The organism is Parabacteroides sp. AF27-14 (genome assembly GCF_003635425.1).
Lineage (GTDB): Bacteria > Bacteroidota > Bacteroidia > Bacteroidales > Tannerellaceae > Parabacteroides > Parabacteroides distasonis.
This window is the reverse complement of sequence record NZ_QTLZ01000018.1, coordinates 46,424-63,721: the sequence shown is the minus strand read 5'-3', so window position 1 is coordinate 63,721 and position 17,298 is coordinate 46,424. Positions and strand designations below refer to the sequence as shown.

At 43.9% G+C, this 17,298-nt stretch carries 13 protein-coding genes; 2 read left to right on the top strand and 11 right to left on the bottom strand.

The features are described from left to right. Positions 1 to 139: 139 nt before the first annotated feature. The 5 genes from DWY79_RS16585 to DWY79_RS16565 all read right to left on the bottom strand — a co-directional run bounded on the left by DWY79_RS16585 (position 140) and on the right by DWY79_RS16565 (position 8,128). Entirely contained in the window at positions 140 to 1,429 is a 1,290-nt protein-coding gene (locus DWY79_RS16585; protein ID WP_122369825.1) for a nucleotide sugar dehydrogenase, read from the bottom strand. 189 nt (positions 1,430 to 1,618) lie between these two features. Next, on the bottom strand, positions 1,619 to 2,911 hold the full coding sequence (locus DWY79_RS16580; RefSeq protein ID WP_009276023.1) for a TolC family protein: 1,293 nt from the start codon (positions 2,909 to 2,911) through the stop codon (positions 1,619 to 1,621). Between the two features lie 5 nt (positions 2,912 to 2,916). After that, complete coding sequence (locus DWY79_RS16575; protein ID WP_005868335.1) at positions 2,917 to 5,961, bottom strand: efflux RND transporter permease subunit; 3,045 nt, start codon at positions 5,959 to 5,961, stop codon at positions 2,917 to 2,919. Between the two features lie 10 nt (positions 5,962 to 5,971). Beyond that, positions 5,972 to 7,021 carry an efflux RND transporter periplasmic adaptor subunit gene (locus DWY79_RS16570; RefSeq protein ID WP_008778321.1) on the bottom strand — a complete coding sequence of 350 codons (1,050 nt, stop codon included), beginning with the start codon at positions 7,019 to 7,021 and terminating at the stop codon, positions 5,972 to 5,974. Between the two features lie 93 nt (positions 7,022 to 7,114). Beyond that, positions 7,115 to 8,128 (bottom strand): DNA/RNA non-specific endonuclease, encoded by a 1,014-nt coding sequence (locus DWY79_RS16565; protein ID WP_057326361.1) that lies wholly within the window; start codon positions 8,126 to 8,128, stop codon positions 7,115 to 7,117. Between the two features lie 236 nt (positions 8,129 to 8,364). On the opposite strand from DWY79_RS16565, the gene DWY79_RS16560 reads away from it, so the two are divergent. Then, a complete protein-coding gene (locus tag DWY79_RS16560; RefSeq protein ID WP_122369823.1) occupies positions 8,365 to 9,423 on the top strand; it encodes an ankyrin repeat domain-containing protein in 1,059 nt (352 codons plus the stop codon). 294 nt (positions 9,424 to 9,717) lie between these two features. Here the strand turns inward: DWY79_RS16560 and DWY79_RS16550 are convergent, their stop codons facing one another. The 5 genes from DWY79_RS16550 to DWY79_RS16530 form a co-directional block, all read right to left on the bottom strand. Further along, positions 9,718 to 10,203: an agmatine deiminase family protein gene (locus DWY79_RS16550; RefSeq protein WP_233564000.1), complete on the bottom strand. Its 486-nt coding sequence runs from the start codon at positions 10,201 to 10,203 to the stop codon at positions 9,718 to 9,720. A gap of 28 nt (positions 10,204 to 10,231) precedes the next feature. Continuing rightward, complete coding sequence (locus DWY79_RS16545; protein WP_233563999.1) at positions 10,232 to 10,744, bottom strand: hypothetical protein; 513 nt, start codon at positions 10,742 to 10,744, stop codon at positions 10,232 to 10,234. 144 nt (positions 10,745 to 10,888) lie between these two features. Continuing rightward, positions 10,889 to 12,244, bottom strand: coding sequence for an ATP-binding protein (locus DWY79_RS16540; protein WP_122369821.1), 1,356 nt, complete (start codon positions 12,242 to 12,244; stop codon positions 10,889 to 10,891). Positions 12,245 to 12,439: 195 nt separating this feature from the next. Next, positions 12,440 to 13,471: a DUF1848 domain-containing protein gene (locus DWY79_RS16535; RefSeq protein WP_122369861.1), complete on the bottom strand. Its 1,032-nt coding sequence runs from the start codon at positions 13,469 to 13,471 to the stop codon at positions 12,440 to 12,442. Positions 13,472 to 13,751: 280 nt separating this feature from the next. Then, positions 13,752 to 14,945, bottom strand: a complete 1,194-nt coding sequence (locus DWY79_RS16530; protein WP_158593853.1) for an Ig-like domain-containing protein — start codon at positions 14,943 to 14,945, stop codon at positions 13,752 to 13,754. A 535-nt stretch (positions 14,946 to 15,480) separates the two neighbouring features. On the opposite strand from DWY79_RS16530, the gene DWY79_RS16525 reads away from it, so the two are divergent. Beyond that, positions 15,481 to 15,894, top strand: coding sequence for a hypothetical protein (locus DWY79_RS16525; RefSeq protein ID WP_122369817.1), 414 nt, complete (start codon positions 15,481 to 15,483; stop codon positions 15,892 to 15,894). Between the two features lie 72 nt (positions 15,895 to 15,966). On the opposite strand, the gene DWY79_RS16520 is transcribed toward DWY79_RS16525, so the two are convergent. Continuing rightward, positions 15,967 to 17,247, bottom strand: a complete 1,281-nt coding sequence (locus DWY79_RS16520; protein WP_121960916.1) for an ATP-binding protein — start codon at positions 17,245 to 17,247, stop codon at positions 15,967 to 15,969. Positions 17,248 to 17,298 lie beyond the last annotated feature (51 nt).

Below are 17,298 nucleotides of genomic sequence, written 5' to 3'. Positions count from 1 at the left end.
AAGGCAAAAAGATTGTTTAGGTTATCTGCATGCAAAGATGGGCTAATTAATATAATTGAGCAAATAAAAAAAGATATTGTACAACACATTTTTTTAAGTTTATCGAAATTTCTTTGCAGCTTGTGTTACTTTTTAACAATTACAGACTCCAATAGATCATCTGATGGATGCTACCTCGATAGACTCCTTTCACGTCCGCCAACACGGCATGTTCGTTCGTGATCGACATGAAGTAGGACTCATCCAGCTTCAAATAAGTCGTATGAGCGACAGCTACCACTACCGCGTCATATTTCTTCCCGGGCCTCTCTACTAACCGGATACCGTACTCTTGCAATACTTCCAAAGGGGAAGCGAACGGATCCATCACATCGACCTCGGCTCCGAAGTCCTTAAACTCATTGATAATATCGGCTACTTTCGAGTTACGTATATCCGATACGTTTTCCTTAAAAGTCATACCCATCACCAACACATGCGCTCCTAGGATATTTTTCCCCTGCGAGATAATCTTTTTCACGACCTTCTTTCCGATATACCGTCCCATGGAATCGTTCACGTAGCGACCGGAGTTGATCATCTTCGTGTGATATTGCAATTCTTTGGCTTTATGCACCAGATAGTAAGGATCTACCCCTATACAATGCCCACCTACCAATCCGGGAGAGAAAGGCAGGAAATTCCATTTCGTTCCGGCGGCTTTCAAGACATCAAACGTATTTACCCCCATTCGATCGAAAATAATGGAAAGCTCGTTCATAAGGGCTATATTCACGTCACGCTGGGTATTCTCGATAATCTTGGCGGCTTCGGCTACCTTGATACTAGGCGCACGGTGCAACCCCGCTTGAACGACCAGCTTATAGACGTCCGATATCGTTTCCAAAGCTTCGGCATCGCAGCCGGAAACGATCTTCACGGTATTTATCAAGGTATGTACCTTATCACCCGGATTGATTCGTTCCGGTGAATATCCAACCTTAAAGTCCTCTCCTACTCTCAACCCTGAAACCTCCTCCAAGATCGGGATGCAATCCTCTTCCGTACATCCCGGATATACGGTAGATTCGTATACTACATAATCGCCTCGTTTAAGGACTTTGCCTACCGTGCGAGTCGCACCCAACAAAGGGGATAGATCCGGCTCGTTATGGCTGTCTATCGGGGTAGGAACAGCTATCACGTAAAAAGAAGCCTCACTTAGCTTCTCTATAGAAGAAGTAAATGTGATGTCCTTATGTTCAAATACCTCAGAGGAAAGCTCACCACACGGATCTATACCGTTCCGAAGCTTGTCCAAGCGATCCTCGTTGATATCAAATCCGATAACGGAAACATGTTTAGCGAATTCTATCGCGATAGGAAGCCCGACATATCCTAGTCCGATTAGGGCAAGTTTTGTTTGTTTATCTAGTAACTTTGTATACATCTTATTATTTCATCATTCTACTTAAAAAGTCCGGATTCCGACGAGTATCCCAAACAGACAAGATTGTATGCAAATGTAGCAATCTTCAGTTTACCTAACGGAATAAAGGACGTTTTATTTCATAAAGAAGGTCCCTTATCTCGTTTCCAAAATAAGGGACCTTGTCTTCTAAGTATAAATATGTTTCTTTTACTGCAAACGGCGAATACCTATAGCCTTGTTATATTGGGCTAAAGAAGCCTTTTGCTGATACCAAGTCTGGATCAAGCTACTGTAAGACTGAATCCATGACAATTGGGCGGAGAGCACATCCAAGATCGGTAGTTTACCCTCGTTGTAGCTGAAGGTATTCAAATCAAGGTTCTCCTCGGCAATCTTACAAGCCTCTTCCGCGACGGTAATTTGTTTCGTATACTCGGTTAGGCTTGTCCATGCGTTCGCTACCTCTTGAGCGATCTTATCACGCGTATTGTCCAAGGCGTATTCCTTACTACGAAGGATGGCCTTCTGGGAATTTACCTCCTTGAAACGGGCTCCCCAACGGAACAAAGGTATCTTCAAGGAAGCGAAGACGGCCGGAGTCCACAACTGGTCCGAACCTTTCACGTTCAACATCGGCGTACCCCAAGTACCTTGAAAACCGATCGCCAAAGACGGGTTATATTTCGCCTTCGACAAATTGATCTGTCTCTTTTGATACTCTATGTTCAACTCGGAAATAGCGTAGTCCGGACGATTCCGAAGAGCTACATCCTCTCCTACTTGCAACGGCAAGGCCAGATAGGTCGTAATGGAATCTTCCACCTCGATCGGGTCTAACGGAGACACACCCATCAATGAGTTCAAGTTCTGTAACGCGATCTGATATTCCTTATAAGCCGAGCTTTTATTCAATTCCGCTTCTTTCAAGCGGGACTCCACTTGCAATAAATCGGTCTTGCTGATCTGGCCGTCATTGAAACGGATCGTCAACACGTTCGCCAACTCCCCGACAATGTCTACATACTGGCACATCACATCGTACATACCTTTACGTGCGGCGGCCGTCCAATAGTTCAAATCGGCGGAATAAACGATATTATCCGTTGTCAATTCTTCCGCTTGCTCGGTGATCTTGCCTTGTACCTGAGCTGCCTTATAGTTATTATAGATCTGTCCGCCGGCATAGATGGGCTGGCTCACCGTAGCGCCTAGGCTATACGTATTATGGTCCATCTCTACGGACATGCCCGGTCCGAAATCCAAATCATATTTATTGATACGGTACTGATAACTGCCGGAGAAGTCCACAGAAGGGAAGAAACCGGTCTTAGCGGCCTTGATCGCATGCTGCATAGCGATACGCTCCTCAGAGCTTTGCTTGATCTGACGGCTGTATTCAAGGACCCGTTCCTTATATTCCACAGCCGATAGCCGGGCGTCTTGCGCTTTAGCGGACAAGGCACCCAACAATAAACAACCTATGATTATTTTATTTCTCATACCTTTTACTCTGATTTAATCTTAAAGAAAACACAATAAGTAACCGGAAGCACGAAGATCGTCAAGATCGTAGATACGAACAGACCACCCATGATGGTAGCCGCCATACCGGCGAACATAGCGTCACCCAACAACGGCAACATACCTAAGATCGTCGTACCGGAAGCCATCGTCACCGGAACGATACGGGTTTTCGTTGCCTCTATCACGGCATTCACCGGAGACAAGCCCGCGTTCAATTGCAAACCGATCTCGTCCACCAGCACGATCGCATTCTTGATATTCATACCGATCAAGCCCAACAGACCCAGCATAGCAAAGAAGTCGAGAGACTTACCGAACACCAACAATCCCAATACCACACCAATGAAGATCAACGGCAGCATCGCCATGATCAATACCGGTTTCCGGTAATATTTCGGGAATAAGAATAACAAGGTGACATAAATCAAACCGAACATCAACGGGATATTAGCGGCGATCGCCTTATTACCTTTATCTTGCTCGGATTGCTCACCGAAATACGTCATCTTATATCCTTCCGGCACCTGAATCTTCTCCTGTACCTCTTTCCACAAATGACTGAAAGCAGCCATCGTATTGGCACCACGCTTCGGCTCACACTGCATAAGCATACACGGCTCACGGTTGAATCGTCTCACTACGTTAAACTCATAATCCAGCGAGAAATCATCGATCACCTGCTCCACTTTTACCGAACGGCCTTTAGCGCTATAAACCGGCAAAGTCTTTATATCATTCAGACTGATAGAATCCTTATCCGCATCTTTCAGTAAGATCGGCATAAACACGTCGCCCTCACGATACTCACCCAAAGGTACGCCATTCGTAGCCGAACGCAAGGAATAAGCCACCTGCTGACGGGTAATACCCAGACGCAAACCTTTCTCTTGGGAATATAGCGGCTTCCATACCGGAACCTTGTTACCCCAACTATTGCGAACCTCCATCACCTGATCATAATTCCGGGCGATCTCCTGCGCCCTTTGCGTCAAGGCAACCAACGTATCTACGTTATCGCCGATAAAACCGATCTCGATCGCCGCATCCGGAACCGGAGACAAGGCGAACAAAGCCGAACGGGTCAATATATTCGGATAGTTAGCGACCATATAATCGTAGAACTTACCCTCTTCCGCTTGCGCATCCTCCGGATCTTGTGTCTCGATCAACACATTGGCGAAGTTTGGCTTCGGACCGATAGAAGAACTGGCCAAGTAATAACGCACCGGCGAACCTCCCAAGGTAAACGAGTATGATTTGATATTCTCATTCTTGCTGAGATATTCCTCCTCTATCTTCTTCACGTTCGTCTCCACGTCGTAGATGCTATATCCTTCCGGGAAGATCAAGTCCGCACGGAAATAAGGCTTGCTCATGATCGGGAAGAAACTCTGCGGCATGATGCTCATCACGAACAAGGAAAGGAATAACGTAGCTACCACGGTAGAGATCGTTACATATCTACGCTTGATCAAACGGCCCAATACCGACTCAAATTTATGATACAGCTTCGTATCGTACGGGTCTTTGCTCTCACCCGGTTTCGCCTCTTTCAAGATAAAATTACCGAAGGTAGTCGTTTGCGTCAAGGCCAAGACCCAGCTTAATCCCAAGGATACCGCCAATACGATAAACAACGGTTTCACGATCTCGGCCACGGATGCCGGTGCCAAGTACATCGGCAAGAAAGAACATACGGCGATAAAGGTAGCGCCCAACAACGCCCACTGCGGTTTCGTCGCGCCATCGATCAACGCCTGATAACGGGAAAGTCCCCGCTTGATACCGACTTGGGCATTATCCGTCACCACGATAGCGTTATCCACCAACATACCCATAGCGATAATAAAGGCCGCCAACGAGGTTCGGTTCAAGCCGACACCCCAGATCAACATGATCAATAAGGTACCACCTACCGAGAACAACAACGAACTACCGACCAACATACCAGCACGGGACCCCATCACGATAAAGATAATCACGATAACGATCAATAACGACTCGATCAAGTTCAAGATAAAACCGTTGTTCGCCTCATCCGCAATCTTGTTCTCCGGATAGATCGTTTTCAGGTCCATACCCACCGGGAACAGCTGCTCCATCTCCGCTAAATGATCCGCCACGGCGTTACCCACGGCAACCACATCGTCTTTCGAACCGGTAGCGACACCGATACCGATGGCACGCTTACCGTCCACACGCATCAGGTTCGAGGGAGGGTCCATATAACCACGCTCTACCGTAGCGATATCTCCCAAACGAACCTCACCGCCACTTTTCGTCACGATCAATTGGTCCCGGATATCTTGTATATCCTTATACGTACCTTCCGCACGCAAACGCAATTGATAATTACCGGTATTGATATCTCCCGTATTCACCAACAAGTTCTGCGTTTGCATCACCTGCTGGATAGCGTTCGGGTCGATACCTAGGTTAGCCAGTTTCGGGATAGAGATCTTTACGTTGACAACTTGTGTCTGTTCACCGAATAGGTAGACCTTCTGTACACCCGGTACAGGAGATAGCTCCGTCTTGATCTTTTGCGCCCAATTACGCAGGTCGTCGTAAGTATATCCCTCATCGGCCGTCAAGGCATAATAAATTCCGAATACGTCACCGAAGTCATCACTAACGGATATCGAGGAGGCGCCAGACGGAAGGCGGGGCTGTATATTCGCCACCTTACGACGCAACTCGTCCCACTTGACCGGCATATAATCCGGAGACAAGGTAGGCTGCAACTCAATAGAAATCTTGGACATACCGAAATAAGACTCAGATTTGATCTGGAACACATCCGACATAGCCTGAATCTCCCGTTCGATCGGCTCAGTCACCAGCTTCTCCACCTCCTGAGGTGTCGCTCCCGGATATTGGGTAACCAAAACCGCTTGCTTGATTACGAAGGGAGAATCTTCCTTCTTCGGCAATTTAAAGAAAGAATATATACCTCCTATCAGCATGACCGCTAGGAAAAAGTATATAATCTTCTGATTCTCTAAGGAATATTTTGGAATATTCATTGTTTATCTCTTAATCTGTTAATACTTTTACCTGTTGTCCATCCACCAAACGAGTGGCTCCGGCTGAGACAACCTGTTCGCCGGGTCGCAAGCCATCCGTTACGATCACGCCATCCTTGCCGATCAGCATAGACTCGGTAATCTTGCGACGCTCAACCTTTTGAGACTGCCCATTATAAACAAACACATACTTATCGCTATTGGCATCGTCAGCCACGACAGCGGCTAGCGGAACCAATACGGCGCCTTGCGTGAAACTCTCGCTATCCACGTTCAAGATCACACGGCAAGAGAAACCTACGGCTACCTTATATTTCTCTAAATTAAAGTTCGGATCGTCGATATACAGATACACGGGAACGCCGGAACCATCCGGAGAGGCTTCCACGTATTCTTTCACCTTCGCCTTGAAGCGAACGCCCTTGTAATTATCGAATTCCACATAAACAGAATAAGGAGAAGAGAAGTAATTGATATTACTCTCCGGCATCGTAAACACGACCTGTAACTTATTCGGGTTGATCAAGCAAACGATTCCTTGTCCGGCCTGTACCTTCTGGTAATTCTCCACATATTTCTTCTGGATAAATCCATCGAACGGCGCACGAAGCTTTGTCTGGTTCAATGTATTTTGCGCATACTCGAAAGCCGCCTTGGCATTTGAGTAAGAGGCTTCCGTAGACTCATACTCTTGCTTGGAGATAGCTTGTTTGGACAATAACTTCTTCGCACGTTGCAATTGCGCCTCAGCGGTCTGGAAAGACGCTTTCTTCGCCTCATATTCCCATTTAAAGTCCAGCGGATCAATCTCGGCCACGATCTGTCCCGTACGGACCTTCTGGCCTTCATCCACGTTTAATGAGATCAGCGGGCCGGACATCTTAAACGCCAAATCACTGAATTGATCGGGCGATACCACTCCACTGAATGATTTCTCAACCATGTTCAGAGAAGTAACGTCCGCCAATTTAACTGGACGAGGACCTTGCTCCTTAACGGGTGGTTGACTACAGGAAACCAATGCTGCCAAAACAAACACAGGGATTAATTTTCCTTTCATGATAACTTGCATTTTGTTATTTAATTATGATTTCTTTTTCTTCACAGTAAATATAAAACATTCTCGCCTAGAGATTGTTGAGCATAACGTGCCTTAAAAAGACCAACTACCATCATTCACGTATGCTTCCATCGGATTTTCTATCGAATCAGGCAAAGAAGGGAAAAAGTCAATTCCGGTAACCTTCTCAACGCTATCGATAGGGATCATCATCGATTTCAACGGAGTCTTTCCATAGTCTTTATTATCAAACAGAAAACCTACCCCTTCTGGTTTACCGTTCGTTATCGTACAGATTACCTTATAAAAGGTCTTCGGGATTCCCACCCGATTCTTACCTAACCGTTTCAGGTCGTCCGTGATCACCGGGCCGGTCACGATCAACAAAGAGCCATTCTCTTTCGCCCACAAACGAGCCTGCTCTTCCAGATCTTTCCAGATACCCCGGTTCAAGCCGGGCTTTTGCGGACAGATATTACTTAGGTAGAACGATTCCCGCATGGCCTTGGCGGACCATTTCATATCGCCGGCAGGCGCCATATGTCCTCGGTCATAGCCGGAACGGGTATAGTCCTCGTTCGTGGCGCTAACCCCTTTCACCATGGGGTCCGAGACGAACTTATTAGACCGCTCGTTCTTCTTACTTGTCGCCTCTTTCGAGGTCAGTTCATAGGCTACCCAATTGGCGATCTTATAATCGGAATTATAAGAAACCGTATAGCCCTCATGCTTTATAACCTGCTCTTTTTGTTTATTCTTTAGTCTCGGTATCTCAGCTCCCTCTTGAAAAGTATAAGCGGAGGTCCCTTTCTTTGGGTTTGTCGTTTGCTTGTTTTTCGTCGCTTGCGCGGCTTTCTTACCCGATGTTCCGGAACCGCCCTTGTCCGAGATCTTCGGACGGACTATTGTCTCCGCCCGATCCTGTTTCTTCTCTACAGGCCGTGTCTTGGATACCGGATAAAACCAGTTATATATGAATAATACACCGATAAAACAAACAACTACCGCAAAAGCGCCAAGAAGCATCTTCTTTACAGAAGACATGAATGATGATGCCCGCTTCTTCTTGCTTTTCCGGGGTTGAGGCTTACCTTTCTTTTTTGCCATACCTAAAACTTCCTATTCTTAACCTTTCGTATTGGGCGCAAAAATAGATAAATCCGGCATGTTATACAACACTATTCTAGGATAGTATTGGTCTCGATTACTATAAAAGACGGCTTAATTTAATGCAGACAGCATCCGGTGCAAATTCTTAGGGAAAATCATCGGTTGAATAATAAATATCTGTAACTTTGCTTACGGTAACAGAGTGGTATTTAATTTGTCAACAAATATTTCTTATGGAAGAACTCTTTCGACTCGTACGGGATGAAAACGACATTGACAAAGCCTTGTCTATGATTCGTTCGGGCTACATGCTAGAACCGTCTTACAAGGACCAATACAATTGCAGTCTCTTGTTCCATGCCGTTTATCGGAAAAGCCTGGAGCTGGTCAAAACACTGGTGGAAAAAGGCTTTGACGTGAATGACAGGTTGCCCGATGGTGCGACACCCTTGATGTCTGCGGCCAAAAACAATGTCATCGACATTGCAGAATACCTGCTGGAGAATGGGGCGGAGCTGGACGCGTGTGACGAGGAAGGTTGGACTGCCTTGATGACTTCCGCTTCTTTCAAACATTTCGACATGATGCGTTTTTTGGTTGAAAAAGGCGCAAATATTCATGCAAGAGCCAACTGGGGATACACAGTCCTGTTCTATGCCGTGATAAAAGGAAGCCTTGCCGATGTCCGATACTTGGTAGATAAAGGTGCGGACGCCAACGATAAGAACGATGGCGACCGAACCGTACTGATGGACGCGGTAACAAGAAACGACCCGGAAATGGTACGTTTTCTCATAGAACGAGGTGCCGATGTGAAGATACGGACAACTGAAAACAACTGTTGCGTGTTGGGAGAAGCCGCCCGTTGGGCTAACGCAGAGATTGTGCAACTGTTAATTGAGCATGGAGCGGATGTCAATAATGTCGATACGATGGGAATGACCCCATTGTTGTATGCTGCCACACACGATAATGTCGAAGCTGCCCAAATGTTGATAGAAAACGGAGCTAACCTAGAAGCTCGCGAACGATATAAAGGTTTCACCCCTTTGCTGTATGCCTGCCATTTGCTCAAGCCGAAAATCATACCTTTGCTGGTAGAGAAAGGGGCAGATTTAAACGCAAAAGACAAGAAAGGCAAGACCCCATTGGGGAATGCCTGCAAAAAAGGAGGGCTTGAAATCGTGAAGTACTTAGTGGGACATGGAGCCGGTTTACAGGTCGGCAAAAAGAATGTAGCGGATGTGGTAAAAGACAAAGCGATCAAGCAGTATCTTTCCGAATTGCCATGAATCTCATATTGAATCAGACAATCCTTAATAAATTACTGTAGTTATGTCAATGCATGCAATAGAAAGTTTGGTGGAATATTCCGTAATAGCCGTAGCGACCGCTTCGCCTGTTCCGCCTACGGCACAAAGACTGCGGGTACACGGTCTTGCGAGTTCGTGACGAACTGGAAAAATCGGTTATCTCTCCCTGCTCTCACCGGAGCAATTGCCCAAACCCGAGCGTTCTGAACACTGAGCCACATTCTTTTGTACGCATCCTTTCCCTATCATTTTGACAATTCCCGATTGTAGAGATCATCCTTGTCTTATAGTCCAACTTACACAATTCAAACAGCCCTCGTGAAGAATCAAGTCTTTTGCATTTATCATTTCAGCATATCCTTGATACATAGGCATAAGTGCTGTTATCTGTTTAAAGGCTTGCTCATCTTCTGGATAACCGAAAGAGGGGATGAGCAACACTTTGTCCGTTTGAAGCCAATTGATGTATGCCCAATTATGTTTGTGTTGGCGTTGTACGTTATATTCCAGCTTAAAAACCTCCTTGAAATGTTGTCGCAGAGCTTCAATAACCTTACGAGTAAAACTTTTGTCAAACCGATCGTAGTTGGTTATCAATACTCGGTCATTGCCTATATACCTAACCAATCCATCTGCATGGCCATAAATTTCAGATTCATCCCATGGCAGAACAATCAACTCAGCCATAAAATGTTCTTCTATGGCTTTGGCAAGATTGTCTTTTGAATAGTTGTTCTCTCTAAACACCTTTTCAATCATGATAATTTTATTATCACAGCGAATCACATTACCGCCATCTATTATCAAAGGTGTTGCATATACCTATGCGTTTTGTGGCATCACCAATGCTTCTGTCTTTCTTGAATGTATCAGGAATGGCAATGACATCTGGCATCCTAGAACAATGATTGAATATCTCATACATTGATAGTTTGGGGCCACCGACAACTCCAATCTGTTCCCATTGTTCCTGTTGGTTCTGCTTGTATATTTCAATACCTCGAATGAGAACGCCGCCGAATCGCATCAATTCATCACCATCTCTAACCGTTTCAAAGGCTATATCTACACCGCTGCCATGAAAGAACCATTCCACACGTTTGCAATCACGACTGTATGTACTTATATCCTTGTCCTGTTCCTTGATATCATATAGGTAAAACTCTATCTCTGCAAACCGATAAATGATATCGCTGTTATCTCTTGAATCATGTTTGAGAATGCAATAGTGGTTCATTAACTCTATTGCAGTTTCTCTGAAACACTTCCTTTGTATATCTGTAAGAAAACTCAAATCCATAATAACCTTAATTCCGCAACATTTTAATTAAACATTCTTATAATATGCTGAGCAACGAAAGATTGCAAAGGATATTACCATGTCAGAATAAACCAATTCATAATCCTCCCCTAACGCACGTTCCCTAAAATCTCCCATACCACATTATTCTATAATTTGCCAATACCCTTGTTTCCTACCACCTACACGTCTCAATAATCCAAGTTCTTGAAGACGTGAAAGATTATATTTAACACCATTCTCTGTAATATTAAGAAGTTCTTCGCTTATTTCCTTTCGGGTCGCTTCGGGATGTTCTTTTAGAAAAGATAGTATAGCTTGTTGCTGCCCCGTCAAGTTTTGTATAGTCTTTTGGGTAGTCTTTTGGGTAGTCTTTTGGGTAGTCGCTCTTTCCGGATACTCAAACTTGAATATAGTCCAAATACCCGAAGCGTCATAACGAAACTCCGGTGTAGAGAATCCGTCATTCTTACAAGCCATGATGATACGTTCAATACCACGTCCCCATGCTTCAATCTCCCCAGAGCGAAAGAACGTATTAGCTATGTCGGGGTTGTAAGGGAAACTTCGATGAGAAGATAACAATGTTTCTACAGTCCAACCATCTGGCAATACACCACCATTTACGATTTCTAGTTTATTCTCATATACACGGATTTGTATAGGAGAAGGCTCTGCATAATCTTTATTGATACAAGCGTTCAGTAACGCCTCACGTAGAGCTTCCCTAGGCATAGGTAATGTTTCTATTCGATGAATGCCCTCGTAGGTAATAATGGCTTTCATGTATTTGGTACACAGCAAATCCATCAGTTTCCCAATTTGCTGAAACAGATTGCCATGTACTTCATCCTGATACACCAAATCCATACCTTCGCAAAAGAAACCGACTTTAACAAAAGCTCCAGCCACATATCGTTCTGGGTCAGGATGGAACAACAAGGTAGCGGCCCGTTTCAGATAACAGCCTTCATAAAGCCGAAGTTTCTCTAACAAGCCATGATTATCGTCCATCAAATCCGCATCCTCCATGCGTCCGCTTCGTTTGGCATATTTACGGAACAAATCGAACGTAACGTTATCCAAATCCTCTGCTTTTAGATAAGGTACAGGTACACCATCCCATGTCTTGCCTTGCTTGCGAAGCATAAAGCGATCGAGTGCGACTCCTTTCAATTCTTGATTGGTGGCACCGCTCCGCTGGTAATACTTACCACGAAAACTAATTGGATAAGGATATGCCTCTGTCACAATTTCCAGATATTGCTTTTCATCTTTCTCTTTAAGGTTGACATCTACTAAGATACCGAGCATATCACGAACCTTGTTCGGAATATCCTCCATTAATTTCTGGGCATCCTTCACACCGCATACTTCGCCTTTGTCCTCAATACCGACAAATAGTGTTCCACCCTGTGCATTGGCAAAGCCACATATCCATTTCAGATATTCGTCACGCCAAGATTCTTTAAATTCTATGTTTTGGGATTCAATGCTCATATCTTATGTTTATATTACAAAATGCTTCCGTAAAGAAATTGCATAACAACTATGTTTATTTATCGGTCAATATACAATAATTATAGTTCACGACATATAGCTATTGGATCAATTATGCACTCTGTATCAAATCTTCGACAAATATTTCAAAAATACAAATAAAATCCGATAACTCACACCTTTTGGCAAAGTATTCTAAATTAGATTTTCACTATTGCCTGAACACTGAGCCACATTCTTTTGTACGCATTCCCTACTTGTATTGGCATAACAATAGACACAGAAATGGGAGCAAGTGTTATACCTACCGATATCTTTGCTTATCATGCAACCACAGGCTTTCCGTTGGCCTTTGTCTTTTAGCTCTTTGCGTTTGTCGGGTAAAGCGGGAAACGTACCAAAAAGATCCGGTTCGGGTAATTGGCCTGTTCGAAGATAATAAACCAATTCATAATCCTCCCCAAACACACGCTCCATTAAATCACCGTCGATACACCGGTTATGCTCAATGCCATAAACCGTAAGGTCAATATCCTCGGCACAAGTAGCGAGTGTCACATTCCAACCAGTAGAAGCCCAAATTTCCCTCAACTTCACCAATCCCTCTACAGTTTCTTGACGTTGCATCGCATTCATCTCAGCGGTTTCCACATCCTCTTTCGTAAAGCAATTCGTCTCTTTTATAAGATTGTTCTGTACCTTACGATACGCCTTTACATCTACGAAACTGAACACGAGCTTATCAGTATATCCTTTCAACTGATTGCCGATCTTCCAAATACGGCTAAGCAGGACACGAGGCGTGATAGATGGAGTTATAATCAATGGGTCGAATCGCCAGATCACCCGTTCCTTCCCTATCATTTCCGACAACTCCCGAAATGTCTCCACCCGTTGCGTAACGCTCGGCACATTCGGCTCAAAGCCTTCGCTCACATAGTCATTCAACGTGAACTGAAAATAATAATGGATACCCCTCCTATCCAACTCATGCAAATAAGGCAATATCGGCTTCGGGTTCTTTGTCCAAAACACGATTGCCTTACACCGCTCAAACGACACATACATCTTCCGCCGATTAAACGGATTATACCAAACACAATACCCCTTGGCCAAACGATTAAAGAACCACTTGACATAAAAGGCCGGGATATCCGTTGACCGGCTGGCCGAAATGATGATGGGAGCAAGTGCCTCGACTTGCTCACCGGAGTCGCTGGTGATAATAGATTTATGACTCATCTTTCTTTTCACCAATTAAAACAAAGATCATTACCTTTTTATTTTTTTAGTATATGCTTTGTTCCCGTATTGGAAATGTAATATATAATATGGTTGATATATGTTTTGAAAACTATTCAACCAATATTTCGACCTTAGATACTCTATTTCTCCATTATATTTGAAGTATGCAGAATTTGAGTTTCCACTGCCGGGTGATGGCAAAACTTCTAGGCCGGTAACCCGTATTGGATCATTATTATAGTTCCAAACTTGACATTTTAAATTAGCAGAAGTGTAACCTGCAATAACAGCCCATCCTGACAAAGATATTTTTAACTTCAATATTAGCTACAACTTTATTCAGAACTACGACCTTACATACATCCGTATACCCGCCCTCTTCTGATATAGCTTTAAAATAAGCTACACCTTCTTGTAATCCTATAATACTTTTACCATCTGAAGATATTTGGGCAACATCATGTCCTGATATTTGTTCCAATTTAAAATTTTTGATTGATGCATTGTATGGCGAAACTGAAATATATTCATCATCAAGAAGAAAAGACTCACCTTCACCTATTTCAAATTCTTTATCATCAGCAAAAAATATACCATCCACTTTCACTTCTTGAACTTTTATCTCATATGAAGCTGTAAATTTACCATCTACGGATGTAGCTGTAATAATACAAGTTCCTGCGGATACAGCGGTAAGCCATCCTTCTTCATCTACTTTAACTATATTGGCATTGGAAGTACTCCATTGTATTTTAGGACATATAGCTCCTTCGGGATAGCAATAAACATTCAGCATTATACGACCTTCCCCCAATCCACTAAAATAAAAGTCATTTTCTTCCAGTGAAATCCTTTCTAATGTAGGCGGTGTTACCGTACAAATACATTTCGCTTCTATTCTATGAACAAAAATATTAGTGACATGTTCTTCATAATAAGCCGTAATTATACACTCTCCAGCACGTTTCGCCTCAATCCTACCATCGTTAACTATTGCTATGCTCTCATCCGAAGATTCCCACTTCACATCAGATATTGATGCATATTCTGGTTCAATCGCACATGACAATAAAGTATCGTTTCCAGCCTCTATAGCAATAGTATCATTTGAAAATCGAATTGAAGAAATAGGCAAAGCCTCTACTATCACATTGCTAGATGCCGAAAAAAAATTCTCTTTCGCTGTTACACTCACAGTAAAAGAACCGGGGTTAGTTGATTTAAACAATCCCGTATTCGATATTTCCGCACCTTTATCTTGTGGAGATAGGCTCCATTGACAATTCGGGATAGGCGCATCCGAAGGTTCAGTTATAACTACAAACTGAAATTCAGCACCTGCATTTACAGTAACCTCATTAGGTTCTAAATAAATTGCAGTTACACTTTTTTCTTTATCACACGAAGATAGAATAAAAGAAAACAACAATAGAGACAAAACACCTTTCATGTCCATAATTAAATTCATTTCCCCGCTTGGCTGCCTTAGCGATGGTTCATAATAAATTAGATACCTCTATACACACAAAACGTGGAGCCAGTCCTGTCACCCGTTCCACTGTTTGAAGGCCTTCGCATTGCCCTGTTCGTCGAAACGAGCAACGTCGAAAGCCCCACGCCGATGTGAATATATAGTCTACCCTTTACGCTTCAACGCCTTTCTTTGGCATCGAATCGATCAAGGTAGTATATAATACACCCAAGGGGCATTCACCGTTGCTTTGTTTTTGACGAACAGTTGGAAGTTGCGAAGTTCTCAAACAGTCAAAACCAAAGCGTTCAGTAAACGCCTTTATGTATATGCCCTCCCTCGCCCGCCGGCTTTAACGGCATCGGCGTAAGGAGACTTCGCAAATATACGGAATTTCCATCATCTTCTCCATAAAGAACAATAAATATAACAGCTCAAATGAAAATATCCATTACCTTTGCCCCAAACCTTAGCCTAGGTTTCATACTAGAACATTAATAACTTTATAAAAATTTACGCTATGGATATTTTTGATTTACTATTCGGCTGGGGCGGGCAAGCCATGCAGTTAACATTCCAATATGGATTTATCCTTAAAGAAGAAGATTTCCTTGAGCTTACCGATGAACAATACGTGCAGTTTCACATCAAGATGGGGGAATGTAACGAAAAGATCTTTTTGATCGCACCGGCAGATCCGAGAAACGCAATAGAGGCGGACTCAACGAAGCTACCGATCGTGACCGAATCCCAAAAGGACGCTTTTCTTGAGGCTGCCAAAGACATAGAGAAATATTGCGAAGGAAAGGATTTCCATACGGATGAGGAGAAGTTACGGTTCGCGGCGAGACATATGCCGAATGTATTCTCCAAAGGCTCCAAGTATGAGAAATACTCTAAATTCACAGTCACCAAGCGACAGAAAGGCAAGTAGATAATGCTTTCCCGTATCGTCATCGCCTTGGGTGTAGGCGATGATGATAACCGGGATCAGCCCTTTGCTACTTCATACCGCATAAAGAGGAATATTCGTCAGGTTGCCTTGCTCCTTGTAAGGCAGCATGGAATATCGCTCCGCATGCAGGCTTGGTACCTTGTCCAATAAGTTCATCAAGGAATTAGCCCGGACATTTCCTTCGGCCTTCACTTCTATCGGGATCATTTCCGCTCCCCGCTGGATGATGAAATCAAGCTCTAGGCGCGAATTGTCCGCCGTATGATAATAAATGGGAGACACGCCTTTGCTTTTCATCTGTTGCAAAACGTATTGCTCAGTTAGTCCACCCTTATACTCCTTGAATATATCATTCTTTATTAAGACTTGCGCAGGATCGGTCTGGACCATCGCTCCCATCAAGCCAAGGTCTACCATATAAAGCTTGAAAGCCGATAAGTCCTCGTACACGGCGAGCGGCAACTCGGGTTTCGCGCATCGAGGTACCTTATACAACAAACCCGCATTGACAAGCCATTGTATGGAAAGCTCAAAGTCGTTGGCCCTCGCGCCTTTACGTAAAGCGCCATAGATAAACTTCTTATTCTCCTTGAATAATTGAGAAGGCACACTGTTCCAAACCATCCGGATACGCGGCACTTGCTCTTTGGGCGCATGTTTCGAGAAATCAAGATCGTAACCTTGGAGAATCTCCTGCTGGATACGCCTTACCTCCCGTAAAGCTCCGGTCTCCACGTATTTGGAAACAGCCTCCGGCATGCCTCCCACATAATAATACTGGCGGAGAAGATCCACATACTTCTCATGCAACAGACTCATCATCCCATAGTCACGGCTCATAAGTAGTTTACAGGCCTCTTTCTCTCCTTTCGCCATAAGAAACTCCTCGAAACTCATAGGATACAGGTTGATGACATTAACCTTACCTACCGGATATGATACATTCTCATGCAAAGAAATTCCCAAAAGCGAACCCGCCACCGCGATATGGTAGTCCGGAGCTTCCTCCTTAAAATACTTCAACGCCTCCAATACCTCCGGAATATCTTGTACCTCATCCAAAATGACGAGCGTATCACCCGGAGTAATATCCACCGAAGTCATGGCACGGAGACCACGCAAAATTCTTTCCACATCAAAGTCCTGCGTAAAAAGCTGCCGGGCAAGATTGTTCTTACGACATACGACATAAGCCTCTTTCTTATATTCAAGCCTGGCAAACTCATGGAGTAACCAAGTCTTGCCCACTTGTCTGGCACCATTAAGGATAAGAGGTTTTCTGTCCGCTCTTTCTTTCCATTCAATAAGTTCCTTTAAAACAGTTCTTTCCATATGAATACAACATTTTTACGCGGATAAATATAGCTAATCATCACATTTTTC

What these genes read in the sequence shown, in the direction of transcription:
- DWY79_RS16585 (WP_122369825.1), bottom strand. Translation starts at nt 1,429, where the DNA reads ATGTATACAAAGTTACTAGATAAACAAACAAAACTTGCCCTAATCGGA.
- DWY79_RS16580 (WP_009276023.1), bottom strand. Translation starts at nt 2,911, where the DNA reads ATGAGAAATAAAATAATCATAGGTTGTTTATTGTTGGGTGCCTTGTCC.
- DWY79_RS16575 (WP_005868335.1), bottom strand. Translation starts at nt 5,961, where the DNA reads ATGAATATTCCAAAATATTCCTTAGAGAATCAGAAGATTATATACTTT.
- DWY79_RS16570 (WP_008778321.1), bottom strand. Translation starts at nt 7,021, where the DNA reads ATGAAAGGAAAATTAATCCCTGTGTTTGTTTTGGCAGCATTGGTTTCC.
- DWY79_RS16565 (WP_057326361.1), bottom strand. Translation starts at nt 8,128, where the DNA reads ATGGCAAAAAAGAAAGGTAAGCCTCAACCCCGGAAAAGCAAGAAGAAG.
- DWY79_RS16560 (WP_122369823.1), top strand. Translation starts at nt 8,365, where the DNA reads ATGGAAGAACTCTTTCGACTCGTACGGGATGAAAACGACATTGACAAA.
- DWY79_RS16550 (WP_233564000.1), bottom strand. Translation starts at nt 10,203, where the DNA reads ATGATTGAAAAGGTGTTTAGAGAGAACAACTATTCAAAAGACAATCTT.
- DWY79_RS16545 (WP_233563999.1), bottom strand. Translation starts at nt 10,744, where the DNA reads ATGGATTTGAGTTTTCTTACAGATATACAAAGGAAGTGTTTCAGAGAA.
- DWY79_RS16540 (WP_122369821.1), bottom strand. Translation starts at nt 12,244, where the DNA reads ATGAGCATTGAATCCCAAAACATAGAATTTAAAGAATCTTGGCGTGAC.
- DWY79_RS16530 (WP_158593853.1), bottom strand. Translation starts at nt 14,945, where the DNA reads ATGGACATGAAAGGTGTTTTGTCTCTATTGTTGTTTTCTTTTATTCTA.
- DWY79_RS16525 (WP_122369817.1), top strand. Translation starts at nt 15,481, where the DNA reads ATGGATATTTTTGATTTACTATTCGGCTGGGGCGGGCAAGCCATGCAG.
- DWY79_RS16520 (WP_121960916.1), bottom strand. Translation starts at nt 17,247, where the DNA reads ATGGAAAGAACTGTTTTAAAGGAACTTATTGAATGGAAAGAAAGAGCG.